The organism is Luoshenia tenuis, assembly GCF_014384745.1.
GTDB lineage: Bacteria > Bacillota > Clostridia > Christensenellales.
This window is the reverse complement of sequence record NZ_JACRSO010000006.1, coordinates 1-24,610: the sequence shown is the minus strand read 5'-3', so window position 1 is coordinate 24,610 and position 24,610 is coordinate 1. Positions and strand designations below refer to the sequence as shown.

The 24,610-nt window shown below is 55.9% G+C and carries 22 protein-coding genes, 1 other RNA gene and 1 other annotated feature; of the genes, 1 reads left to right on the top strand and 22 read right to left on the bottom strand.

Annotation, left to right across the window (positions count from 1 at the left end; genetic code table 11):
• Position 1: 1 nt before the first annotated feature.
• The 6 genes from lon to clpB form a co-directional block, all read right to left on the bottom strand.
• Positions 2-2,326: an endopeptidase La gene (gene lon / locus H8699_RS11490; RefSeq protein ID WP_249285815.1), complete on the bottom strand. Its 2,325-nt coding sequence runs from the start codon at positions 2,324-2,326 to the stop codon at positions 2-4.
• A 239-nt stretch (positions 2,327-2,565) separates the two neighbouring features.
• A complete protein-coding gene (clpX, locus tag H8699_RS11485) occupies positions 2,566-3,858 on the bottom strand; it encodes an ATP-dependent Clp protease ATP-binding subunit ClpX (protein ID WP_138296673.1) in 1,293 nt (430 codons plus the stop codon).
• A 29-nt stretch (positions 3,859-3,887) separates the two neighbouring features.
• A complete protein-coding gene (gene clpP / locus H8699_RS11480) occupies positions 3,888-4,472 on the bottom strand; it encodes an ATP-dependent Clp endopeptidase proteolytic subunit ClpP (protein WP_147518760.1) in 585 nt (194 codons plus the stop codon).
• A gap of 38 nt (positions 4,473-4,510) precedes the next feature.
• Positions 4,511-5,782 carry a trigger factor gene (gene tig, locus H8699_RS11475; protein WP_249285814.1) on the bottom strand — a complete coding sequence of 424 codons (1,272 nt, stop codon included), beginning with the start codon at positions 5,780-5,782 and terminating at the stop codon, positions 4,511-4,513.
• 203 nt (positions 5,783-5,985) lie between these two features.
• A complete protein-coding gene (locus H8699_RS11470; RefSeq protein ID WP_283244229.1) occupies positions 5,986-8,052 on the bottom strand; it encodes a YgiQ family radical SAM protein in 2,067 nt (688 codons plus the stop codon).
• Positions 8,053-8,271: 219 nt separating this feature from the next.
• Positions 8,272-10,869: an ATP-dependent chaperone ClpB gene (gene clpB / locus H8699_RS11465; protein WP_249285813.1), complete on the bottom strand. Its 2,598-nt coding sequence runs from the start codon at positions 10,867-10,869 to the stop codon at positions 8,272-8,274.
• Positions 10,870-11,123: 254 nt separating this feature from the next.
• Between clpB and H8699_RS11460 the strand changes: the two genes are divergently transcribed.
• Positions 11,124-11,339, top strand: coding sequence for a YdeI/OmpD-associated family protein (locus H8699_RS11460; protein ID WP_249285812.1), 216 nt, complete (start codon positions 11,124-11,126; stop codon positions 11,337-11,339).
• Positions 11,340-11,374: 35 nt separating this feature from the next.
• Here H8699_RS11460 and rnpB read toward each other — a convergent pair.
• The 16 genes from rnpB to H8699_RS11380 all read right to left on the bottom strand — a co-directional run.
• An RNA gene (gene rnpB / locus H8699_RS11455) (RNase P RNA component class A) lies at positions 11,375-11,714 on the bottom strand.
• A 45-nt stretch (positions 11,715-11,759) separates the two neighbouring features.
• Complete coding sequence (locus tag H8699_RS11450) at positions 11,760-12,476, bottom strand: zinc ribbon domain-containing protein (protein WP_249285811.1); 717 nt, start codon at positions 12,474-12,476, stop codon at positions 11,760-11,762.
• A 62-nt stretch (positions 12,477-12,538) separates the two neighbouring features.
• Positions 12,539-13,663 carry a Nif3-like dinuclear metal center hexameric protein gene (locus H8699_RS11445; protein ID WP_249285810.1) on the bottom strand — a complete coding sequence of 375 codons (1,125 nt, stop codon included), beginning with the start codon at positions 13,661-13,663 and terminating at the stop codon, positions 12,539-12,541.
• Between the two features lie 2 nt (positions 13,664-13,665).
• The gene (locus H8699_RS11440) at positions 13,666-14,358 is read right to left on the bottom strand and encodes a tRNA (adenine(22)-N(1))-methyltransferase (protein ID WP_249285809.1); all 693 of its coding nucleotides are present in this window, start codon (positions 14,356-14,358) and stop codon (positions 13,666-13,668) included.
• A gap of 15 nt (positions 14,359-14,373) precedes the next feature.
• Positions 14,374-16,326, bottom strand: coding sequence for a hypothetical protein (locus H8699_RS11435; protein WP_249285808.1), 1,953 nt, complete (start codon positions 16,324-16,326; stop codon positions 14,374-14,376).
• A 175-nt stretch (positions 16,327-16,501) separates the two neighbouring features.
• Positions 16,502-17,599, bottom strand: coding sequence for an RNA polymerase sigma factor RpoD (rpoD, locus tag H8699_RS11430; RefSeq protein WP_138296682.1), 1,098 nt, complete (start codon positions 17,597-17,599; stop codon positions 16,502-16,504).
• Between the two features lie 13 nt (positions 17,600-17,612).
• Positions 17,613-19,409, bottom strand: a complete 1,797-nt coding sequence (gene dnaG, locus H8699_RS11425; RefSeq protein WP_249285807.1) for a DNA primase — start codon at positions 19,407-19,409, stop codon at positions 17,613-17,615.
• Positions 19,410-19,499: 90 nt separating this feature from the next.
• The gene (locus H8699_RS11420; RefSeq protein WP_249285806.1) at positions 19,500-20,513 is read right to left on the bottom strand and encodes a deoxyguanosinetriphosphate triphosphohydrolase; all 1,014 of its coding nucleotides are present in this window, start codon (positions 20,511-20,513) and stop codon (positions 19,500-19,502) included.
• Positions 20,514-20,770: 257 nt separating this feature from the next.
• Positions 20,771-21,145: a 50S ribosomal protein L7/L12 gene (rplL, locus tag H8699_RS11415; protein ID WP_249285805.1), complete on the bottom strand. Its 375-nt coding sequence runs from the start codon at positions 21,143-21,145 to the stop codon at positions 20,771-20,773.
• A gap of 56 nt (positions 21,146-21,201) precedes the next feature.
• On the bottom strand, positions 21,202-21,729 hold the full coding sequence (rplJ, locus tag H8699_RS11410; protein ID WP_138296686.1) for a 50S ribosomal protein L10: 528 nt from the start codon (positions 21,727-21,729) through the stop codon (positions 21,202-21,204).
• A 26-nt stretch (positions 21,730-21,755) separates the two neighbouring features.
• Positions 21,756-21,893, bottom strand: a sequence feature (ribosomal protein L10 leader region).
• A gap of 46 nt (positions 21,894-21,939) precedes the next feature.
• A complete protein-coding gene (rplA, locus tag H8699_RS11405; protein ID WP_138296687.1) occupies positions 21,940-22,629 on the bottom strand; it encodes a 50S ribosomal protein L1 in 690 nt (229 codons plus the stop codon).
• 67 nt (positions 22,630-22,696) lie between these two features.
• A complete protein-coding gene (rplK, locus tag H8699_RS11400) occupies positions 22,697-23,122 on the bottom strand; it encodes a 50S ribosomal protein L11 (protein ID WP_138296688.1) in 426 nt (141 codons plus the stop codon).
• A gap of 115 nt (positions 23,123-23,237) precedes the next feature.
• Positions 23,238-23,765 carry a transcription termination/antitermination protein NusG gene (gene nusG, locus H8699_RS11395; RefSeq protein WP_138296689.1) on the bottom strand — a complete coding sequence of 176 codons (528 nt, stop codon included), beginning with the start codon at positions 23,763-23,765 and terminating at the stop codon, positions 23,238-23,240.
• A 36-nt stretch (positions 23,766-23,801) separates the two neighbouring features.
• Positions 23,802-24,080 (bottom strand): preprotein translocase subunit SecE, encoded by a 279-nt coding sequence (gene secE / locus H8699_RS11390; RefSeq protein WP_138296690.1) that lies wholly within the window; start codon positions 24,078-24,080, stop codon positions 23,802-23,804.
• 61 nt (positions 24,081-24,141) lie between these two features.
• Positions 24,142-24,291, bottom strand: coding sequence for a 50S ribosomal protein L33 (gene rpmG / locus H8699_RS11385; RefSeq protein ID WP_138296691.1), 150 nt, complete (start codon positions 24,289-24,291; stop codon positions 24,142-24,144).
• A 199-nt stretch (positions 24,292-24,490) separates the two neighbouring features.
• Positions 24,491-24,610 (bottom strand): EF-Tu C-terminal domain-related protein (locus tag H8699_RS11380; protein WP_330605238.1); only part of this gene is annotated, 120 nt, incomplete at its 5' end.

Genomic DNA, 24,610 nt, shown 5'->3' with positions numbered 1-24,610 from the left:
CCTACTCTCCTTTTGCTTTGGTAAACACCAGGTCCAAAACCTGGCGGAAGTGCTCCACGAAGTGGAAGGTCATTTTATCGCGGATGCTCTGGGGCACCTCCTCGATATCCGCGCGGTTCTCCGCCGGCATGATGATCTCCCGCACGCCCTGGGCATAGGCCGCCATCACCTTTTCGCGGATACCGCCCACCGCCAACACCCGTCCTAGCAGCGTGATCTCGCCCGTCATGGCCAGATGCTCCCGCACCGGGCGCCCGGTCAACGCGCTGACGATCGCCGTCGCCATTGAGATGCCCGCCGAAGGCCCATCTTTCGGGATAGCTCCTTCGGGAATGTGGATGTGCAGATCCATCCCCTTGGGGAATTCATCCGGTATTTTTATCGCCGGGCCAATGGTACGAATATAGCTGATGGCGGCATGGGCGGATTCCTTCATCACGTCGCCCAGCTGCCCGGTCAGCTCCACGGCGCCCGTCCCCTTCATGGCGGCCACCTCAATGGGCAGCGTATCGCCGCCATAGCTGGTCCAGGCCAGACCGGTCACCAATCCAGGCAGGCGCTCGCCCGTCAGCTCCTGGCGCTTGAATACCGGCTTGCCCAGGTATTCCTCCAGATCCTTTTTGCGCAGCGTAACGCTTTCCGACTCGCCTGCGGCGATCTTGCGCGCGGCCTTGCGGCAAACCGCTGCCAGCTGCCGTTCCATCTGCCGCACACCCGCCTCCCGGGTATAATCGTCGGCAATGGCGCGCAGTACCGCCGGGGCGATGTGCAGCATATCCTTTTGCAGCCCATGGGCCTCCATCTGCTTGGGCAGCAGGTGCTTTTTAGCGATCTGCACCTTATCCTCAACGGTATAGCCCGGCAAATTGATGATCTCCATTCGATCCCGCAGTGGTCCCGGGATCGCCCCGATATCGTTGGCCGTGGTCAAAAACAGCACCTGCGACAGGTCGAAGGCCACCTCCAAATAGTGATCCCGAAATGCGCTATTCTGCTCGGCATCCAGCACTTCCAGCAACGCCGCCGCCGGATCACCCCGCATATCGTGCCCCAGCTTGTCCACCTCATCCAGCAAAAATACCGGATTCATAGAGCCGCTCTGCTTCATCCCCGTGATGATGCGGCCGGGAATTGCGCCGATATAGGTGCGCCGGTGCCCGCGGATATCCGCCTCATCCCGCGTACCGCCCAGCGAAATACGCACGAACTTACGGTTCATCGCATGGGCGATGCTGCGTGCGATGGAGGTCTTACCCACCCCCGGAGGGCCGGCAAAGCACAGGATCGGCCCTTTGACGCTACGGGTCAGCTGGTGCACGGCCAGATGCTCCACGATCCGCTCCTTTACCTTTTGCAGGCCGTAATGCTCGGCGTCCAACACCTTTTGCGCCTTTTGCAGGCGGATATCGTCGTCCGTATATACGCCCCAAGGCAGATCCAGCACCCACTCGATATAGGTCTGCAATTGGCTGATCTCCGGGGTGCCCGGCGCCATGCGGCCCAGGCGGCCCAGCTCCTTATCCACCTTTTCGCGCACCTCTTGGGGCAGCGCCATCTTTCGGGCGCGCTCGGCGAGCTCATCGGTCTGCTCGCTCTCGTTTTCGCCCAGCTCTTTGCGGATCGCCTTGATCTGTTCGCGGAGATAAAATTCCTTCTGGTTTTTATCGATCTGCCGCTTCATTCGGGATTGGACACGCTGCTCCAGGCGCAGCAGTTCCAGTTCCCGCTGCATGTACTCATAAACCCGCTCCATACGCAGGTCGATATCCAGCGCCTCCAATACGTCCTGGCGCTGTTCCAGGCGCGCAACGGTACTGGCTGCGATCACGTCAGCCAGCTGTCCCGCGCTTTCGATCTCGCGCAGCGTTTCCACCGTTTCGGCCGAGGCCTTGCCCCCCGCCGAGACAAATTCGGCAAACCGGTCGCACAGCAGGCGCATCATGGCCTGGCGCTGGATATCCGGCTCCCCCTCCACATCCTCATAGATCTCCAGCTCCACCCGCAAAAAGGGCTCGGTTTCCACGAATTGGATCGCGCGGGCGCGGCATACGCCCTCCACCATCACCCGCACCACGTCGCCGGGCATCTTGAGGATCTGTTTGATCTTAGCCACCGTACCAATCGAATGGATCTGGTCGGGGGCAGGATCCTCGTCCTTGATGTCCTTTTGCATGGCCAGATAGATCGATTGATCCTCCAGCATGGCCGCCTCCAGCGCGGCGATGGATTTATCCCGCCCCACGTCAAAATTCAGCACCATGTGCGGGAAGATCATCAATCCCCGAAGCGCCAGCATCGGCATATTATTTACATTAAAATTCTGCATGCAGCCTAAAAGCACCTCCAATACCCAGCCGCGCTGAATCCGCCCGGCTGCGCTTTCACCATTATACCCTGTCAAAAGGCCCCTTTGCAACCTGCGCCTGGCGATGCAGGCCCATGTAATTTTCGCCAGCACAGCCAATATTCGCTTACCCCTGGCCCCTTCCCCTTCTATGGCTGCGCTATTTTATGCAGCAAAAAACCGGCCCTGACGATCAGAGCCGGTCCATATTTGCTTTTGCTTTAGGCGCTTTCGCCTGCTGTGGCGCTCTCACCCTCCTTAGCCTCGGGCAACGCGGGTTTATCGGCCACCACCATCAGCGGCTGCTCCGCATCCACAATGCTGGCTTCGGTAATGATGCACTTTTCAATATCCTCTCGGGAGGGAATATCGTACATCACGCCCAGCATCGCCTCTTCTAGGATCGCGCGCAATCCGCGCGCGCCGGTCTTGCGCTTCATCGCCTTTTGGGCCACGGCGCGCAGCGCGCCGCTTTCAAACTCAAGATCCACGCCGTCCATCTCAAACAGGCGCTTATACTGTTTGACCAGCGCGTTCTTCGGCTCGGTCAAAATATTCATCAGCGCTTCTTCATCCAGCGCGTTCAGCGTCACGATCACGGGCAGACGTCCCACGAACTCGGGAATCAGCCCAAACTTGAGCAGATCCTCGGGCAGCATCTTTTCCAGCACCTTGCCCAGTTCGGTTTTGTTGCTGCTCATCATCTCAGCGCCAAAGCCCATGGTGTTTTTCCCCGTGCGGTTTTCGATGATGCGCTCGATCCCGTCAAACGCGCCGCCGCAGATGAACAGGATATTGGAGGTATCGATCTGGATAAACTCCTGATGGGGATGCTTGCGCCCGCCCTGCGGCGGCACGCTGGCAACCGTACCCTCGAGGATCTTCAGCAGCGCCTGCTGTACGCCCTCGCCGGATACATCCCGGGTAATCGAGGGGTTTTCGCTCTTGCGGGCGATCTTATCGATCTCATCGATATAGATAATACCGCGCTCTGCCTTTTCCACATCGTAATCCGCCGCCTGAATGAGCTTGAGCAGGATATTCTCCACATCCTCGCCCACGTAGCCCGCCTCGGTCAGCGAGGTGGCGTCCGCAATGGCAAAGGGCACGTTTAAAATGCGCGCCAGCGTCTGGGCCAGATAGGTCTTGCCGCAGCCCGTGGGGCCCAGCATCAGAATATTGCTCTTGGTGAGCTCTACCTCTTCTTCGCTCTTTTCGGCGCCGGCGTTCACACGCTTATAGTGGTTATATACCGCAACGGCCAGCGCTTTTTTGGCCCGCTCCTGGCCAACCACATATTCGTCCAGAATGGTCTTGATCTCGATGGGTTTTGGCACGTCCTGCCAATCGATATCGGCAGAATGGGTATATTCCTCTTCGATAATCTCCTGGCAAAGCTCAATGCATTCGTCGCAGATGTAGACGCCCGGGCCCGCAACCAACCGGCGGACCTGTTCCTGGGTCTTTCCGCAAAAGGAGCATTTTACCGCCTTGGGTTCATCGTATTTGGTCATTTTCTGCTTCCTTTTCTTTGATTCGCACCTTACCGGCGCGGTTTGATGATCTCGTCCACCAGGCCGTATTCCTTGGCCTGCTCCGCCGTCATGTAATAGTCGCGTTCCACGTCTTGGGCCAGTTTTTCAAGCGGCTGGCCGGTACGGGCGGAAAGGATCTCGTTCATCTTGCGTTTGATCCTCAAGATCTGCTCGGCCTGGATGGCGATATCCGTCGCCTGCCCCTTGGCGCCGCCTAAGGGCTGGTGGATCATGATCTCGCTGTTGGGCAGGCACTTGCGCTTGCCCTTTACCCCTGCTGCCAGCAGGAAAGCCCCCATCGAGGCGGCCAATCCAACGCAGATGGTGGAGACATCGGGACGAATGTACTGCATGGTATCGTAAATGGCCATGCCTGCAGAAACCGAGCCGCCGGGGCTGTTGATATAAAGCATCACGTCCTTTTCCGGGTCGTCCGCCTCTAAAAACAGCAGCTGCGCCACCACCAGGTTTGCCGTGGTGTCGTTGATCTCGCCATCCAGAAAGATGATGCGATCCTTCAGCAACCGGCTATAAATATCATATGAACGTTCACCACGATTGGTTTGTTCAATGACCATAGGGACTAAATTCATCAAAAATGCCTCCTTTCGTGAGGATTGCTCTTCACGTCTTATTCGCCCTTGAGCAGGGCCACGGTCTTGCGCATCACGATCATATCCGTCAGGTACGCCATATCTTGCGGCTGCAGGGATGCGCGGTACTCTTCAACGGGTTTGTTGGCCTGTTCGGCCATTTTGGCGATCTCCGCATCCAGCTCCTCCGGGGTGGCCTCGATCTTCTCGGCCTCCTGGATTGCCTCCAGCACCAGCTGCACCTTCACGCGGGTATCGGCATCCTTGGCAAATTCCGCACGGGCGTCCTCCGCCTTGGAACCGGTAATGGTAAAGTAGTCGTCCAGCCGCAGGCCCTGGTACATCAGGCGCATCTCAAACTCGCGCATCATGTTGTCGATCTGGCGCTCGATCATCACCTGCGGGATCTCCACGGTGGCGTTCTGGGCGATCTTCTCGATCAGGGCGTTTTCGTACTCCGCATCCGCGCGCTGCTTGTTCTGCTCTTCCAGTTTAGCCCGAATATCGGCTTTATACTCATCCAGCGTATCAAATTCGCTCACATCTTTTGCAAACTCATCATCCAGCTCGGGCAGCTCTTTCTCCTTAATGTCGTGCAGCTTTACATGGAAAACCGCATCCTTGCCCGCCAGCTCCTTGGCCTGGTACTCCTCGGGGAACTTCACGTTCAGGTCCTTTTCCTCGCCGGGATTCATGCCCACCATCTGCTCTTCAAAGCCGGGGATAAACATGCCCGAGCCGATGTTCAGCGTCTGCCCCTCGGCCGTGCCGCCCTCAAAGGCCACGCCATCCACCGTGCCGGCATAGTCCAACGTCACCCGGTCGCCATCTTGCACCGGACGGTCTTCCACCGCGATCCAGCGGGCGCTGCGCTCCAGGGCGCGATCCACTTCGGCCTGCACATCCTCATCGGTCACAGTGTACTCGGGCCGGTCCACTTTTATACCTTTATAATCGCCTAAAGTTACGGTAGGTTTCAGCTGCACCGTAGCGGTGAACTTTACCCCATCGCCGCCGATATCGGTAATATCCACCTCGGGATAATCCACCGGCTGCAGGTCGTTATCCTCAATGGCCTTTTCATACGCATCGGGATAGACCTCTTTAAACGCCTCTTCGTAGAAAATGGCGGGGCCATAGAACTGCTCAATCACCTTACGGGGGGCTTTGCCCTTGCGGAAGCCCGGGATGTTCATGCTCTTCACCATTTTACGGTACGCAGCTACGATCCCTTTTTCAAACTGCTCCGCATCCACCTCGATCGTCAGGCGAACCTGGTCCTTCTCCAGTTTTTCCATCGTGCAATTCATGCCTTCTGCTCCTCCTCATATGCGAAATTAGCGCATGTTCATGATTCGTTTTTTATCTTTGGGCAGCGGGCGATCCAGCCGCAAAACGGCATACTTTCCCACAGCCTTTTCATAATCCAAATTATCTTATCACATTTGGTTTCAAAAAGCAAGGAATGTCAAGGGTCTGCATGGATTGCGCAATCCAGCCCCGGTCAAGGGTTTTAACCCCTTTTGCGTCCTCTTCCCGCGGCCGGTTTACGCGGTGTACCCGCCGCCTTTTTCGGCCCGCCCGTTCGCGCCTTTCCGCCTCTTCCGTGGGCCTGCTCCTGGTGCAGCTTTCCACTCCGTCTTGGTCCTTCGTCCCGCTTGGGCGCGTTCCGCCCGCTCCCCGCCTTTATTCCGCTGCGCGGGCCGCTTGGCTGCGCGCGTTCCTGCGGGGGCCTTTTCCCACCGCCGCCCTTCTGCCCTTCGGTGCGGCGGGCTGTGCCCTCTCCCGTACGCGGCGGCCGCTCTCCGATCAGGCAGCGCTTGCCGCTGCCGATCAGGTCGATGCGCTCGGCCTGCTCTAACGCCTTGCGCACCAGCCAATAGTTATGCGGGCTCTTATACTGCAGCAGCGCCCGCTGCATGGCCTTTTCCGATGCGGATTTGGGCACGTATACCGGCTGCATATCCCGCGGGTCCAGCCCCGTATAGTACATACAGGTCGAAAGCGTCCCCGGCGTAGGATAAAAGTCCTGCACCTGTTCGGGCTGCTGGCCCGAGTCCCGCAGGTATTCCGCCAGGGCAATAGCGGCGTTCAAGTCGCTGCCCGGGTGGCTGCTCATAAAATAGGGCACCAGGTATTGCTTTTTACCCATCTGGCGGTTTAGCGCCTGGTAACGCTGTACAAACCGGTCGTACACCTCCCGCGGGGGCTTTCCCATCCGTTCCAGCACCCAGGGGGATATATGCTCGGGCGCAACTTTTAGTTGGCCGCTGACGTGGTGGGCCACCAGCTCCTTCATAAAGGTGCCGTCCCGGTCCGCCATGATATAGTCAAACCGCAATCCGGAGCGGATAAAGACCTTTTTAATGCCAGGCAGCTCCCGCAGCTTGCGCAGCAGCGCCACATAGTCCTTATGATCAGCCCGCAGCTGTTTGCAGGGAGAGGGATAAAGACATTGCTTGCCCGGGCAGGTTCCCCTGTCCAGCTGCTTACGGCAGGCCGGCGCACGGAAGTTTGCCGTGGGGCCGCCTACATCGTGGATATAACCCTTAAACTCCGGCATTTGGGTGATCAACTGTGCCTCCCGCAGCAGGGATTCATGGCTGCGTGCCGTTACGATCCGTCCCTGGTGAAAGGTCAGCGCGCAAAAGGAGCAGCCGCCAAAGCAGCCCCTGCTGGAGCACAGCGAAAACTGCACCTCTTCCAGCGCCGGCACGCCGCCCATAGGTTCATAACTGGGGTGTGCACGCCGCTCATAGGGCAGCTCGTACACCCGATCCAGCGCCTTCCCGCTTAACGGCATGGCCGGCGGATTCTGGATCAGATAGCGCGCATCCTGCTTTTGGATCAACACTTTGCCCCGCACGGGATCCTGCTCCCGGTACTGCGCCATAAACGCTTTCGCAAATTCTTCGCGGCTCTGATGTACCTGCTCAAAGCTGGGGATCGTGATGCCCTCGGGCAGCTCGTCCTCCCGGGCCATAAAGCAGGTCCCCGGCACATCCCGTATCTCGGCGGCGCGTTTGCCCGCCTCCAGCGCCCGGGCGATGGCTACGATCTGCTCTTCGCCCATGCCGTAGACCAGCAGGTCTGCCCCGCTATCCACCAAAATGCTGCGGCGGATGCGGTTATCCCAATAATCATAGTGGGCAAAACGGCGTAGGCTGGCCTCTACCCCGCCGATGACGATGGGCACCTCCCCAAACGCCTTGCGGATGCCGTTACAATAGACCAGGGTGGCCCGGTCCGGCCGCTTGCCGCCCTTGCCGCCCGGCGAAAAGCTATCCTCCCGCCGCGGCTTTTTGGCAACGGTATAGTGGCTCACCATGGAATCCAGGTTGCCCGCGCTTACCAAAAATCCCAGCCTGGGCGCTCCAAATACGCCGTACGCGGCCTCGTCCTTCCAATCCGGCTGGGCGATGATGCCCACCTTGAACCCCGCATCTTCCAACACCCTACCGATCACCGCGTTGGCAAAAGTGGGGTGGTCTACATACGCATCGCCCGTAACCAGGCAAAAATCTACCGCATCCCAGCCCAGCGCGCGCATTTCTTTTTTACTTACCGGCAGAAATCCCAATGCTACCTCCTAAGATCGAAAAGCAGCACAGACCTTTGCGGCCGCGCTGCTCCCCTTACTGCACCCCTCAGTATACAGGGCGGCCGGCATAAAAGCAACCTTTTTAACCGCGGCCCGGGTGAGCCCCAACAGGCAATTTTTATAAAAAACAAGGGCGGGCAAGCGTTTCCAATCGGTTTTTTAATCGAACTCTTGCCCGCGCCATATGTTTTTACGCGTTTACGCGCCGGTTTTTCCACCCGCAGTCACCACATCCAGCTGTCCGTCTACCAGGTCGATGGTGATGTGCGATTGATCCGGAATGCGCCCTTCGATCATGCGCTTGGCCAGCATGTTCTCTACCGTGTGCTGCAAGTACCGTTTCACCGGCCGCGCGCCGAAGGCCGGGTCAAAGGATTCGCGCGCCACATAGTCCCGCGCCGCGTCGGTGATATCAAGCGTACAGCCCCTGTCCGCCAGGCGTACGGCAATATCCTTCACGCTCAGGGTGATGATACTGCGGATCTGCTCGATGTTCAGCGGATCAAATACCACCGTTTCATCTACCCGGTTAAGGAACTCAGGCCTGAAGTACTTATGCAGCTCAGCGATCACCTTTTCGCGCACTTCCTGCGTTACGCCGCCGTTTTCGGCCGCCTCCAGCAAAATCGAGCTGCCCACGTTGCTGGTCATGATGATCACCGTATTTTTAAAGTCCACGGTACGGCCCTGGCTATCGGTCAGCCGCCCGTCGTCCAGAAGCTGCAGCAGGATGTTGCTGACCTCCGGGTGCGCCTTTTCGATCTCGTCAAACAGGATCACGCAATAGGGTTTGCGCCGTACCGCCTCGGTCAGCTGGCCGCCCTCTTCATAGCCCACATAGCCCGGAGGCGAGCCGATCAGCCTGGAAACCGCGTGGCGCTCCATGTACTCGGACATATCGATGCGCACCATGGCGTCCTCGCTGTCAAATAACTGTGCCGAAAGCGACCGTGCCAGTTCCGTCTTGCCCACGCCCGTGGGGCCCAGGAAGATAAACGAACCGATGGGCCGCCTGGGGTCTTTCAGGCCCGCCCGGGCGCGCAGCACCGCGTCGGCCACCGCCTGCACGGCTTCGTCCTGGCCGATCACCCGCTCGTGCAGGCGCGGGGCCAGGTGCAGCAATTTCTCCCGCTCGCCCGCCATCAGCTTTTCCACCGGGATACCGGTCCAACGCCCCACGATGTCGGCGATCTCTTCCTCGGTCACCGCTTCTTTCAGTAGTTCTTTATTGGCCTCGCGCTCCTGCGCGTCTTTTAGCTGCTTTTCAAGTTGCGGCAGCTGCCCATAGCGCAGCTGGGCCAACTTTTCCAGATCATACCCGCGCTCGGCTTGCTCGATCTGATGGCGCACGCCCTCGATCTCTTGCTGAATCTCCTTGACGTGGGCAATGCCTTTTTTCTCGTTCTCCCACTGCGCCTTCATCTTGGAGACCTGCTCCTGCAGCGCGGCGATCTCGCCCTCCAGCGCGGCCAGCCGCGTCTTGGAGGCGTCGTCTTCCTCCTTTTTCAGAGCCTCCCGCTCGATCTGCAGCTGCATCAGCCGCCGGGTGTCCTCGTCCAGCTCTGCCGGCATGGAGTCGATCTCCGTGCGCAGCATAGCCGCCGCTTCATCCATCAGGTCGATGGCCTTATCCGGCAAAAACCGGTCGGAGATGTAACGGTCGCTTAAGGTCGCACAGGCGATAATGGCTCCATCGGTGATCCGCACGCCGTGGTGGATTTCAAACTTCTCCTTGATCCCCCGCAGGATGGAGATGGTGTCCTCCACCGTAGGCGGTTCTACCAATACCGTTTGGAAGCGCCGTTCCAGCGCCGCGTCCTTTTCAATATACTTGCGGTACTCGTTCAGCGTTGTAGCGCCGATGCAGTGCAGCTCGCCCCGGGCCAGCAGGGGTTTGAGCAGGTTGCCCGCATCCATGGACCCTTCGGCCGCGCCCGCGCCCACGATGGTATGCAGTTCATCGATAAACAGGATGATCTGCCCCTGGGATTCCTGAATCTCCTTGAGCACGGCTTTAAGCCGCTCTTCAAATTCGCCCCGGTACTTGGCGCCCGCCACCAGTGCGCCCATATCCAGGGCAAATATCGTCTTTCCTTCCAGCGCCGTGGGCACGTCGCCCCGGATGATCCGCTGGGCCAGGCCTTCCACCACGGCGGTCTTGCCCACGCCCGGCTCGCCGATCAGCACCGGGTTATTCTTCGTCCGCCGGGAAAGGATGCGCACCACACGCCGTATCTCGCCATCCCGGCCGATCACGGGGTCCAGCTTGCCCTCTTTGGCCATTTCCGTTAAATCCCGGCCAAAGCGCTTGAGCGCCTCATAGGTCTGCTCCGGGTCCTGCGAGGTGACGCGCTGGCCGCCCCGCACCTGTTGCAGCGCCTTTAAAAGCAAATCCTTGGTGATGCCGTTGCGCCGCAAAATCGCCTTGGTGCTTCCATCCCGGCTCTTTAGCAGGGCTAAATATAAATGCTCCACGCTGACGTATTCATCCTGGAACTTTTGCGCCTCGTCCTGCGCGTCCAGCATCACCTGGCTGAAGGCTTTGGAAGGATAGGGCTGGGCGTTGCCGCCGCGCATGGCAGGCAGCTTGCCTACCGCCTCTTCAACCTCGCGGGTGATCGCGGCCGGGTCTTTGCCCATATATTGGATCAACCGGGGGATCAGGCCATCCTCCTGGGTCAGCAGGGCCAGGTGCAGCTGGTCGCACCCCACCTCCGGGTTTTCCCTGCGCAGGGCGATCTCCTGGGCCAAACCGATGGCCTCCTGGGCCTTTTGGGTATATTTATTAAAATCCATAACGATCCCTCTTTTCAATCTTTGACTTTCTTTGACATTTATAATTTACCATGTCTGGCTCCGCCTGTCAAGGGCTTTTACATGCGGCACGATACTTTTTTATCGCAGCAGTGTGGCAACTAAAAAATGTTGTGGGCCCGTGTCTGGTTAACCGTTTTAATAGCGTGCCCCCGGCCTTGTGATAATAGCCGCGCGCATCGCATAATTTTAAAGTAAGTTCGGGAAACTAGAAAAAACAAAGGAGGAATAAAGACATGCCTTCCAAATCAAACGTGCCAGAGCTGCCCATCGGCTTTGGCATGTCCTTAGCGCAGAATAACGAGGCCTTGACCTATTTTGGCTCCCTTTCCCCGGCAGAAAAGACCGCCGTCATCCATTATGTGCACGATGGCAATACCACGGGCGAGCAGGCCAAAGAAAAGATAGACCACGCCGTTTCCGTACTTGAGCGGCACAGCACCTTATTTTAAATAACAAAAACGCCGGCATAAATGCCGGCGTTTGCTTTGCGAGCGCAGCCTGTAAGCCGAGTTCTGTCGTGAACAGCCATCTATCTAGGCCTGTGGTTGCCCGCAGGCTCAAGCGATTATCTGGAAATGCGGCGGGCCGCCGCGCTCTTCCATCAATCTTGCTCCAGGTGGGGTTTACAGAGCGGGCAGGTCACCCTGTCCGCTGGTGAGCTCTTACCTCGCCTTTCCACCCTTACCCGCTACAAAACGGGCGGTATATCTCTGTTGCACTTTCCTTGGAGTCGCCTCCACTGGGGATTACCCAGCACCCTGCCCTATGGAGCTCGGACTTTCCTCGTCCCGCCCTAAGCGGACCGCGGCTGTCCAGCTGCCTCGCAAACAAGGCCTATCATATCATAATTCTCTATGCGTCTACAAGTTTTATTTTTCTACTGGATAAAGGATCCTGCCGCAGTTTTCACACACGACGATGGTATCCGGCTCGTTTACCCGCTGCATCACCAGCGCCGCAATATTCATAAAGCATCCGCCGCACTGGTCGCCCACCAGCTTGGCCACCGGCATCGGCCGTTGCTTTTTGACGGCCTTATAGCGCGCCATCAGTTCCTCCGGTACCGTTTTGGCCATCTCGCTGCGCTGCTCCACCAGCGGACGGGTAGCCTCCACGATCTTGGCCGCCGCCTGGTCGTATTTCTCCTTGAGTACGGGATAATCTTTCTTCGCTTTAGCGATCTTCACCCGCATATCGTTGAGCTTGGCGATCTGATCCTGCATCTCTCCGCCCAGGGCATTTAGCTCCTTTTCGCACTTTTTCAGCCCATCCAGCAGCTCGATCTCCTCCTGGCGCATCTGCTCAAGCTCCTCTTTGGTGATAAAGTCCTTTTCATCCTGAACGATACGCTCGTATTCCTCCGCCTGCTCGGCCAGCTTGCCGTGCGCTTCCAGCAGTTTTTCCACTAGCGCCTGCTTATCGGCCATCGCTTCGGTCATCGATTTAATCAAGTTTTGCTGCTCCACCAGAAAATTACGGGTGCGCACCAGCTTTTGCCGCTCGGGGGATACCTTAAGCTCATGCTCGGCCTTATCGATCTCCATATCCACCTTCTGGTAAGCCCACAATTGATCTAAACCCTTCATTTCAACACTCCTTATATCTTTCCGCTTCGGGCGGGCCCTATAAAAAAGGAATAAGCACCGGCTTATCCCTGAACCCACATCCACGGATCATGGCTTTCATCGCTTTTTACGATATCTAAATTCCATTGTAAAGCATTTGCGGCGGTTTGTAAACGGTCAACCACGCAGTCCAGTACCACCCGCTCTGTTACCCCGTGGCCTGCGTCCAGCAGAAGCAACCCTCGCTCCAGCGCGTACAGCGCCTCGTGATGGTCCACATCCCCGGTCACCAGCGCATCAGCGCCCAAAGCACAGGCCGAATCGATCGTCCCCGCTCCGCTGCCGCCGCATACGGCGACCCGGCTTATACGCTCCTTTTGCGGCCCACACAGCCGCACGCCCTGAGCCGATAATTTTTTACACACATACCGTCCCAGTTCTTCCCCGTTCATCGCCCGAGGCAGCGAGCCGATGCGGCCCAGCCCCCCTTGCGCCTTGGGGATCTTAACCGGCGCTAAATCAAAGGCCGGCGTTTCATAAGGGTGCGCTTTTAAAAGCGCCGCTACTACCGCGGCGCTGTCCGCCGCGTCCAAAATCGCTTCAAACCGCGTCTCCTGCGCCAGCGCATGCCGGCCGGTTTCCCCCAGAAAGGGGCTGCTGCCCGCAAGTGGCCGGAACCCGCCTTGACCTTCCACAGCAAAGCCGCTTTGGTCGTAATGGCCATACCGGCCCGCGCCAGCGGCAAACACCGCCTGTTGTACCCGTTCTTCGTATCCCTTGGGGATGAAAACCGTAAGCTTAAACATCTGCGCTGCGTTTTCTTCCAAAATCTTACAATCCTGCAGCTCCAGCGCAGCGGCCAATGCATCGTTTACGCCGCCGGGGGCGACGTCGAGATTCGTATGTGCAGCAAACGCCGCGATGCCGTCCCGCGCTAAACGCCAGACGATACCCTGTCCCGCCCGATCCTCGCGTAGGGTCTTGAGGGGTTTAAAGATCAAGGGATGATGTGAAACGATCATCTGCGCGCCCTTTTGTGCGGCCTCAAACGCGGCAGCTGGCGTCACATCCAGTGTGACCAAAACGCGCTTTACTTCCGCCGCGGGGTCGCCCACCAAAAGGCCCACATTGTCCCAGCTTTCCGCCCACTCCGGCGGGCACCAGCGGTCCATCACTTCCGCAATATCTTTAACCCTTGCAAATGCCATCTTCATCCCTCCCGGCAGCGTGCGATCAGCGCGTCGATTCGCTCCAGTTCTTCCCGCTTATTATGGCGGCTATTGGCCATGCCCTCGCGCTTTGCGCACAGCACCTGCAAATTCCACGACAGATACGTTTGTAAAAGCGGGTCTCCATCTGCCAACAGCCGGCGCCCCAGCGCCTCTTCTACCGGCGTGTAAGGTTCCTCCTGTCCCGGTACGGCCCGCAGCACCACGTAAAACCGTCCTGCGTCCCTGCTCAGGCGTTCACGCTGGATACGCCATCCATGGGTCCACAGGTAGTGCCGCAGCTGGCTTAAGTGCGATTGCGGTTGAAGCATCAGCGTCAGTGTCTCTGCCACACCTCGGGGCGCGTCCTCCAATATTTTAGCAATCGTCCTGCCGCCCATACCCGCGATCACGCAGGCGTTGACCTCGCCAGGCGCCACCACCTGCAGGCCGTCGCCGTTCCTTAGCTCTATGCGCCCTTCAAGGCCCAGCCGCTGGAAACGCTGCCTGGCCCGGTCCAGCGAGGGCGCGCTGATGTCGCTGGCGATCAGCCGCCCTTTCCAGCCGGTAGCCGCCAGATAGGCGCACAGCCTGCCGTGGTTGCTGCCCACATCCAGCAGCGCGCCGTCTTTTTCGAGCATGCCCGCCACGGTTAGCAATCTGGGCTGCAATGCCTCTGCCCTCTGGTTTCGCATAGCCTTCCTCCACCGCTAATTCTCCGTTTGCGCAAAATGCGTCTGAATATACTGATCAAACCTATTCTCAAAGAGTTCTGGCAAATCAGGATAGTACGCTTTGAAACGGTCTCGGACATATTCTACGTCTTCTTTGGTAAAGGGTTCTACTCTTTCGTAAATAGTGCAAACCGCACTTCTTTCCTTATCGCTTTGCCTTTCGCCGCCATTATCCACACCTTGTAAGGTAACCGAGTCTACCACCCTATAATGCGCATGGAGCGGTGAGTCTTCCGACGTAACCATATCAGAAAGTTCCGTAATCACGCGTTGTCCCTTGTCTAAATGATACTGCACCGGGTCGCAAACAACCACAATATCAGCGCCGAAAAAGTCAGTATTAAAGCCACTGTTCTTATCCACATGTGGAACCGGTAATAGATTTAGCGGTACATCTTGCGGTATATAACTTTTGCGTATCATGTCTTCATTAAAAAAAGACGAACTGGCAATAATATAGATCGACTTATTCTGAGCTAATGCAACGTTCTCTAAAATCTGTCGCACCTCAATGATATCTCCATACTGTCCCATGATTTTAGCCTGATAAGCCGCTGTTCCGAAAAATTTGGGCTTCTGATTTATCCCAGACAGATCCGGTAAACTAAAAAAGAAATTGGATACAACGAGAACGGCACAAAGGCCTCCGGCTATATTCCGGGCTATCCTCAGTTTCCGCGATTTAACTGCGATTGCCCCAATATATATAAAACTGCCAGCAATAAGAACCATAAACTGTAAGACCAAAATATATGCATGATGTGCCGTCAAATTTTGAATGCGCAGGAAAAATAACAAGCTTATCATTAAATGCACCGCGTTGAAACAGATAAACTGACGCTTGCGAATCTGCGTTAACTCAAGTACAACGCCTATGGCGCAGATTATACCACTTGCAATGCCTAAATAATGAATGCCTTGTGTAAACCGAACCAGATATGAGTCATGCCCATACGCGTCATAGGCATCCGCATATCGAGAGGAGAGCAGCATTTCAAAATAACCCGGGAAGAAAATGACGATCACTCCCGCCCCAATAGCCCCAACCATCAAAAGGTTGGCGCAAAACCCAGCGGCAAATCGCTTGCGTTCTCCTTTGGGCAGTATAATCAGGCGGAAAATTGACCATATCAGCAAGGTAAGCACTCCGCCCAATAGCCAGTAGGCAATATATCGTCTCAACCAAAGAATATATAGTAATAACGCAACTGTCAGCAAATTTTTCTTCCAATTGAATTTACCCAAGTCGCGCGTTAAGGTTAACAGCGTAACTGCTGCAACGGGCAGTAAAACACTCGCATCACAATAACCTTGCAGTGCAGGAATAAATACTGGGGGAATTATAAACCCAAGCAATACAAACCAATAAAATGAGATCTGTTTCAAGCCGTATTTTTGCAGTAAGCACCGCATTAAAAGTGAAAACGCAATGGCAAAGGGTATGATAAACAGAAAGACGACCAATAAGTTGCAAGCGCCATAACCTCCCCCTAAAAGCATCAGTGGGATCGATATTATTAACGCAAGAAGATTGTTATATTCAGCTGTATTAATGCTTTGGTAAAGCGCCTGCAAGGTACCCCATGGATCATCAAAAAGCATTTTCCCCTGGGTTAGGGCAAAGTTTTTGTATGCGCCAAAATCCCAATATTCAATAAAATTTTCTTTTGCAATGATATACATCATTACTCCAAAAAAACCAATACAGATGACAACTGTAATCCATATCTCTTTTTTGGTCAACGATTTTAAAATATCCTTTGCCGGCGTCATACGTATAGAAAAGTACGCCAATGCGTAATATACAGCTAAAGGTAATAAGCCAATTACACACGCCGCCACCGGCGAAAATGATACCGTCAATACAATGACTACAGCGGCCACAGCTAACCATATCCACAGTGCATTTTTTTGAATTGCAGTCTTCATTTGTTACGCTTGCGCCTCCTTTTTTTCTGCGCCCTTACAGCTTTATCTCATAGGTCATGCGCTTTGCCAGGGATACTGTTTTTCAGTCTTTCACAAAAAAGAGTGAGTTCGCCTTTTTAAAGCCTATACCCACTCTTTTTCAAACCCATTCTCATTTCGCGTATCGCTATGCAGTTTAGTCTAAAAAGTCCTTTAGTTTTTTACTGCGGCTGGGGTGGCGCAGTTTGCGCAGCGCCTTTGCCTCGATCTGGCGGATGCGCTCCCGCGTTACGTTAAACTCCTTACCCACTTCCTCCAGCGTGCGGGCCCGCCCGTCGTCTAGGCCAAAGCGCAGGCGCAGCACCTTTTCCTCCCGGGGTGTCAGGCTGTCCAGCACATCCATCAACTGCTCTTTAAACAGCGAAAAAGCCGCCGCCTCCGCGGGCGCCAACGCATCGTCATCCGGGATGAAGTCGCCCAAATGGCTGTCCTCTTCCTCGCCGATGGGCGTTTCCAGCGATACCGGCTCCTGGGCGATCTTGATAATCTCCAGCACCTTCTCCTCAGGTATGCCCATTTCTTTGGCGATCTCTGCAGGCTGCGGATCCCGGCCGTACTCCTGCAAAAGCTGGCGGGATACGCGGATCAGCTTATTAATGGTCTCCACCATATGCACCGGGATGCGGATCGTCCTGGCCTGGTCCGCAATGGCGCGGGTAATGGCCTGGCGGATCCACCAGGTGGCATACGTGCTGAATTTATAACCCCGGCGATAATCGAATTTCTCCACCGCCTTGATCAGCCCCAGGTTACCCTCCTGGATCAGATCCAAAAACAGCATGCCGCGGCCCACATACCGCTTAGCGATGCTGACCACCAAGCGCAGGTTAGCCTCCGCCAAAAGCCGCTTGGCCTCCTCGTCGCCCTGCTCCATGCGCTTGGCAATATCAATCTCCTGCTCCGCTGTTAGCAGAGGCACTTTGCCGATCTCTTTTAGGTACATCCGCACCGGGTCGTCTATGCTCACGCCCTCCGGCACGCTCAGGTCCAGCTTTTCCTCGGTGGTAGGCTCGTCCTCCGCCGCCTCGCTCAGGTCGATATCGCCAGCCGAAGCGTCGCGGATCACCTCCACTGACATGCTCTCCAGCGTGGCGTAAATCTTTTCAATCTGCTCGGGGCTCAGCTCGATATCCTCCAGGGTGTCCATAATCTCTTTATAGGTGAGATTACCCTTTTTCTTGCCCAACTCGAGCAGTGCTTTGATCTTTTCCTTTTGTTCCTGATTGTTTTTCAAACACTCGCCTCCCTTAACTGTGGCGGCGGCCGCTTTGCCGCGCGACGATCAGCGCCTGTATCTCCCGCAGCAGCTCGCTGCGGGTTTCCGCATCAAGGCCGCTTTGTTTCAGTTGGCTTTGCAGTTGGCTGATCTTCCGTTCCACGGCCTGGCTTTTTATCTCCCAGACCAAGTCCTGCACATATTTCGTCATCTGCTCGGGCGCCTGTTCCCCAGCCAGCATTCTGGCTGCCAGCGCCTTTTTCTCGCTATCCTCTATCTCGTCTAACAGATCCGAAGGCGCAAGGTTTCCGCCTTCTTTTGCTGTGGTGCGCAATTTTTGATACAGCATCTGCTGCGTTTCATCTGCCAGTGCCTGGGGCTCCAGTTGTTCATACACCCAGGCCAGGTCCTCGCCGTTTGATGCCAGGTTGGCCAAAAGCGACCAGCCGGCCCGCGTCTCCGGGTTCATCTCGGTTTGCGCGTCATCCTTAGTATTCCGGGTACGTTCTACGTTATGCCTGGGGGTTAGTTCCGCGCCGCTTCCATCTACCTGTGCCTTCAGGCTTTCCATTGAAAAACCCGTTTCCACCTGTAAGCGCTTTAAATAAATCTCCTGTTCCACCGCATTTTCCACGGCCGCGATGATTTTTGCGGCGGCGATGGCGTATTTTGTGCGCCCATCCAGGGTAGAAAGGTCCTGCCGATTTGCGGCGATCTTCATTTTAAAAGCGGGCAGCGTCAGCGCATCCTGCGCCAGCTTGTCCCAGGCGTCCTTGCCAAATTTGCGAATATATTCATCCGGGTCCATGCCCTCGGGCAACGGGAGCACCCGCACCTCCAGCCCTTCTTTATGGAGTATGTCCAAGCCCCGAAGCGCCGCGTTCTGCCCGGCAGAATCGCCATCGTAACTGAGGATCACCCGATCCACATATCGTTTAAGCAGCCTTGCCTGCTCACTGGTCAGCGCGGTACCCAGCGAAGCCACCGCGCCCATCACGCCTTGCTGCGCTACGGATACTACATCCATATAGCCCTCCATCACAAAGAGCTGCTCCGGCTTATGCTGGCGCTTTACAAAGTTCAACCCATATAGGTTGTGCCGCTTGTTGAACACCGGCGTCTCCGGCGAGTTCAGGTATTTGGGCAGGCTCTGGTCCATCACCCGCCCGCCAAAGGCGATCACCCGCCCCATCGTATTAATGATGGGAAAGATCACCCGGTTGCGGAAAGCATCATAGGTTCGCCCTTTGGATTGTACTGCCAGCCCGGCCTGTACCAGCCGTTCTTTGGGTACGCCCTTTTGGGTCGCAAAATCTAACAAAGCGTTCCAGGAATCGGGCGCGTAACCCAGCCCAAAGCGCCGGATGGTGTGCTCGCTCAAGCCCCGCCTGATCAAATAGGCGCGCGCTTGCTTCCCCGCCGGGGTATTCAGCTGATCCCTAAAATACTGAGCGGCCATCAGGTTGACCTCGTAAAGCTGATCCTTTAAAACCCGCTCTCTCTGGTAATCCTGCCGGCCACGCTCGTCCATTTCCGGCAAAGGCATGTTCACCCGCTCGGCCAACAGCTTTACGGCGTCAAAAAAATCCAGCCGCTCTGCAGCCATGATAAAGCCGATCACATTGCCGGCCGCCTTGCAGCCAAAGCAATAGTACATCTGCATCTCAGGGTTGACGCTAAACGAGGGCGTTTTTTCCGAATGGAACGGGCAACACCCCCAATAACGGCGTCCCTTTGCCTGCAATGGCACATACTGTGAAACTACAGACACAATATCATTGCGGCTGCGCAGTTCATTTAACCATTGCTCCGGGAAATAAGTTGCCATTTATCCATCACCTAACTGCCCCATCCACGCATAGGGGCCGAATGGGTTTTATTCGACATCTTTCGCCAAAACCCTTTATTTTTATAAGAATCATTCGCTATCCAAAACATGCCAGGCCGTGGGGATGTATAGATCCGCATACGTTCTTACGGCAAAGCGGTCCGTCATTCCCGCCACATAATCCCCTACCACGCAGCTTAAATCAAAGCGACCAATGCGCGCCTGCATCTCGCCCGGCAGCGCCTCCGGGTGGGCTGCAAAGTGCTGGTACAGCGCGATCATCACGTGCTCTGCGCGCGCTTCCTGCGCCGGATCGATGGAGCGATGGTAAACCTCTTTAAACATAAAGCTCCGTAATTCATCCGTCGCCTTGCCGATCCTGGGCGACATCTCCACTGCCTCGCGTCCGCCGCTATGGCGGATAATATCCAAAATCATGGTGTTGATGCGCTGTCCATGGGTCTTGCCTAGTATCACCAAACAGTTTTGCGGCAGATCCTCCTGGCGAAGCATACCCGCCCGCATCGCATCGTCTATGTCGTGGTTGATATAGGCGATCCGGTCCGCCAGATGCACGGCCTTGCCTTCCAGCGTCTGTGGCTCCACAGGCCCCGAATGGTGGGCGATGCCATCGCGCACCTCCCAAGTCAAATTCAGCCCTTCGCCGTCGCGCTCGATAAAATCCACCACGCGCAGGCTCTGCTCATTATGCTCAAAGCCATTGGGCATCACCTTGCGCAGCGCCCGCTCGCCGCTGTGTCCAAAGGGCGTATGCCCCAAGTCATGTCCCAGAGCGATCGCCTCGGCCAAATCCTCGTTCAGGTTCAAGGCCCGGGTGATTGTCCTGGCGATTTGAGAAACCTCAAGGGTATGCGTCAGCCGCGTGCGGTAGTGATCCCCTTCCGGAGATAGAAACATCTGCGTCTTATGCTTCAGGCGGCGGAAACTCTTGCAATGCAAGATTCGATCTCGATCCCGCTGAAACTCGGTGCGGATCTCACAGGGAGTAATCGCCCTTTCTCTGCCACGGGTCTGCGCCGCTTTTGCAGCCCAGGGCGCGAGCAGCTCTGCCTCCCGGCGTTCCTGTTCTGTACGCAACAACATTCATACCGCCCCTTACTGTCCATCTCGTCCGGCAGCGCCATCACGTTATATTAATACAACAAACTTGCATCAAATTCCTGCATTTATACGGATAAAACACAACTTTATTTTCATATTTGCCGATTTTCACCCTTGCTCTCCCACATTCTCCCCTAGCTCGGTGCAAATTTCTGCTTGGCCTCCCCACGGGTAACTTTGGCCTCATGTAATATAAAAAGGCTCCGCATGCGCGGAGCCTTTTAAGAAACCCTGGTTTCTTATTTGATCTCGATGGTGGCGCCAACCTCGGCAAAGGTCGCCTTGATCTTCTCGGCATCCTCTTTGGAAACGCCCTCTTTCAGGGTCTTGGGCGCGCCGTCAACCGCTTCCTTCGCCTCTTTCAGGCCCAGGCCGGTCAGCTCACGCACAGCCTTGATAACTTTGATCTTCTCAGAACCCACTTCTTTGAGCACAACGTCAAACTCGGTCTTCTCCTCAGCAGCGGGAGCATCGCCGGCGGCAGCGGGAGCAGCAGCCACGGCCACGGGGGCAGCAGCGCTAACGCCAAAGATCTCTTCCAGCTCTTTGACCATCTCAGAGAGCTCCAGAACGTTCATTTCCTTAATGGCTTCGATAATTTCAGCACGAGTCATTTGAATTTACCTCCAAATTTTTTGATTCGCTTTACGCGTAACTTGAGGCGCTTAACTTACGCCTGTTCTTTTTGCTCGCGGATCGCATTAAGCGCAACGGCCAATGCGCGGGCGGGGCCACTGAGCACACCCACCAGCCCTGCTGCCGGGGAATTGAGCGAGCCAAGCATTTTGGCCACCAACACCTCTTTGCTGGGCAGCTTCGCCAGGTCGTTGACCGCGGCCGCGTCTACCACCTTGCCGGATACGACGCCGCACTTGATCTCAACCTTGTTGGTCTTTTTAATAAAGTCACAAACGATGCGCGCCGGAGCGACCGGATCGTCGTAACCAAAGGCGACCGCCGTAGGCCCTTCCAAAACGGGATCCAGGCCTTCGATACCCTGCTCCTTGGCCGCACGGCCGATCAGCGTATTCTTCAGTACCTTGTACTCCACGTTCTCCTTGCGGAACAAGCGGCGCAGCTGCGTCACTTCCTCCACCGTCAGACCCCGATAATCCACCAGCACCACGCCCTGCGCACGTGCGAAGCGATCAGAAATCTCGGCGACAACCGTCTTTTTGAGTTCAACATTCTGGGACATTCTTCTTTGCCACCTCCTTGCATCTTCACTCGCAATAAAAAGCCCCTGTGCGCAGACCGGCACAGGGGCATTGTGTAATACAATATCCATGCGCACCTCGGCAGGCGGTAAACCTTTATGCCCCAAAGGGCACCTGCTGTCTGCGGTGGCCATTTATTTAATTGACAACGCTAATATTATACCAGGGGACAGGCGTCCCGTCAATACAATTTAGAAGCGCGCTGCGTTGATTTTGATGCCAGGGCCCATCGTAGAGGAGATGACCATCGAACGCATGTAGGTACCCTTGGCCGCAGCGGGTTTCGCGCGGACAACGGCATCCACCAACACGTTCAGGTTCTCCAACAGTTTCTCTTCGCCGAAAGACTTTTTGCCGATCGGCACGTGGATGATACTGGAACGGTCAACGCGGTACTCCACCTTACCGGCTTTGATATCCTCGATCGCCTTGGTGATGTCCATCGTAACCGTGCCGCTCTTGGGGTTAGGCATCAGGCCCTTGGGACCCAACACGCGGCCGATACGGCCCACTAAACCCATCATATCGGGGGTGGCTACGCAAACATCAAAATCAAACCAGTTTTCATTCTGGATCTTGGCAATCAGCTCTTCGGCGCCCACGAAGTCGGCACCGGCGTTCTGCGCCTCGGTGGCCTTATCGCCCTTGGCAAAGACCAGCACGCGAACCGTACGGCCGGTACCATGGGGCAGCACCACCGCGCCGCGAACCTGCTGGTCGGCATGGCGCGGGTCAACACCCAAACGGATGGACAGCTCGATGGTCTCATCGAACTTGGCCTTTGCCGTCTGGAGGGCCAGCTGCACAGCCTCAGCGGTATCGTACAGCCTGGAGCGGTCGATCAGCTCCTGGCTGGCACGGTAATTCTTACCATGTTTCATTTCGTTTCCTCCTTGGTGGTATTATCGGCCGGGCCACGCCCGTCCTCCCACATTACTAAAAGCGCTATTAGTCGACGACGACAACACCCATGGAACGGGCCGTACCGGCGATCATGCTCATCGCCGCTTCAACCGTGTTCGCGTTCAGGTCGGGCATTTTCAGCTCGGCGATCTCGCGGATCTGGGCAGTGGTGATGTTGCCGACTTTTTCACGATTCGGCTTACCAGAAGCCGTTTCCAGACCGATCGCCTTCTTAATCAGAACGGCGGCCGGCGGCGTTTTGGTAATGAAGCTGAAAGAACGATCCGCATAGACGGTGATTACCACAGGGATAACCAGACCGGCCTGCTTTGCCGTACGCTCGTTGAATTCTTTGCAGAATCCCATTATATTGACGCCGTGCTGACCCAGCGCCGGACCGATCGGCGGCGCAGGAGTCGCTTTGCCGGCGGGCACCTGCAGTTTGATATAACCCGCAATTTTCTTGGCCATGTTTGACACCTCCTCTTCGTTTTGTGGTTCAGGCGGGAGCCACGCTTGCGCGGCGCTTCCCTCCCACTATCACAACACATGATTGCTCATGTCTTGGAAGCAAATAAAAGGTTACTTATAAGGTAACCACCTGGGTGAAATCCAGTTCAACCGGCGTTTCGCGGCCAAACATGGATACAGATACGCGTACCTTTTGCCGCTCGGCATCCACATCGGTCACCGTACCGATAAAGCTCTCCAGCGGACCGGACAGCACACGGACATTCTGGCCGACTTCCACATCCAACTTGACCGGGACCATCTCCACCTGCATGGAGCGTACCTCTTCATTGGACAGCGGAATGGGCTTGGACCCCGGGCCCACAAACCCCGTCACGCCGCGCGTATTGCGCACTACGTACCAGGATTCGTCCGTCATGATCATTTTGACCATGACATAACCCGGATACAGCTTGCGCTGAACCGTTTTGCGTTTCCCGTTTTTAATTTCGATCTGCTCTTCCATCGGGATGGTTACCTCAAGGATCAGATCCTGCAAGCCGCGGTTCTCCACGGTTTTTTCCAGGTTGGCCTTTACCTTATTTTCATATCCCGAATAGGTATGGACGACATACCATGCAGCACTAGCAGTGGTTTCAGACATATTTAGACCAGAGGTATATAACCTCTACCTCCCACCCTAATTTATCACGAGCTTGTACAGCTGGGAAAGTCCCAGGTCAACCGCACCGATCACGATCATGAACAGAATGACAAAGACGACCACAGCCACCGTGTAAGAGATAAGCTCTTTACGGGAAGGCCAGTTCACCTTTTTCAATTCTACCAAAGATTCGCGCACAAAACGGAAGGGCTTGCGCTTTTGCTTTTTATTATTCTGCGCTTTTACCCCGCCCTTGCGCCCTTTCTCGGGTGCAGAAGACCCCGCCGGGTCCTTTTTGAGCGAAATGCCCGCCATAGCTTCACATCCTCAATTCGCAATTAGTTGTCCCGTTTCCCTTAAATCAGGCGCATGGCTTTTAGCGAGTTTCGCGATGTACGGTCTCCGCCTTGCAAAACTTACAATACTTGCGCACTTCCAAGCGATCCGGCGTATTTTTCTTGTTCTTGGTCGTATCATAATTCCGCTGCTTGCATTCCGTGCAGGCCAGTGTGATCTTTACGCGCATCTTCTGGTACCTCCTAGAATTTTCATCACTAAAAAACACCCCAAGGGGTGACGCTTTATTAAATTTATCATACCCCAGGCAAGTTGTCAACCAAAAAAGCCCATCTGGCCAGAGATTTCCGCCCTTTCCGGCAATTTTGTTTGCGCATATAAAAAGCGGGGACAGACAACCCTGTCCCCGCTTTCAATACAATCTTGAACTATTCAATAATGGAAGCCACGACGCCGGAAGCAACCGTGCGGCCACCCTCGCGGATAGCAAAACGCAGCCCCTCTTCGATGGCGATCGGCGTGATCAGCTTCACTTCCATCTGTACGTT